The organism is Staphylococcus sp. GDY8P120P, from assembly GCF_017892065.1.
Lineage (GTDB): Bacteria > Bacillota > Bacilli > Staphylococcales > Staphylococcaceae > Staphylococcus > Staphylococcus nepalensis.
The window spans coordinates 1-600 of sequence record NZ_JAESKI010000068.1; the positions used below are offsets into that span (position 1 = coordinate 1).

Consider the following 600-nt stretch of genomic DNA (forward strand, 5'->3'; position numbering starts at 1 on the left):
GAGGATAACCGTAAAGATGAATAATTCATTATTTTATTGTTATAAACCTCTTTAAATAGTAAAGTGCTCCATTAAATCATGCACATATTAAAATAGTATGAACAAAGCAAAGTTTAGCATTTTATTGATACGATATAGGAGTTGAAATATAAAATTGATTTCTAATTTATCAATTTTTATTTCACTCCTAATTTTTATATTTTCAAAGTATATCAACGACATAATTTTAATGGTCAGATATCTAAATTTAACTTAAACACAAATGAAATATGTCTAGTGTTAAATTTTCTTACAAGGAAGTGTTATATAATGAGCGAAATGATATATATTACAAAGTGTATTATTACCTATTTTCATAATGATTGTATTGGGATTTATCTTACAGAAAAAGTTCACACTAGATTTAAAAACTTTAGCGAAATTAAATATATATGTGTTTGTACCAGGATTTATTTTTGTAAAGTTTTATAAGACAAATTTTGAATTACATTTATTATTATATATTGTAGTTTTCTTTATAATATACATAATTTGTTTATATATCGTGGGCAAAGCTTTAACTTTAATAAACAAGAGGGATAAAGGGGAAGCTACGACGTT

Annotated in this window: 1 pseudogene; it reads left to right on the plus strand. The window is 23.3% G+C overall.

Annotated elements, in window-relative coordinates:
* Positions 1-309: 309 nt before the first annotated feature.
* Positions 310-600, plus strand: a pseudogene (locus tag KA900_RS14860) (AEC family transporter); the annotation flags it as partial.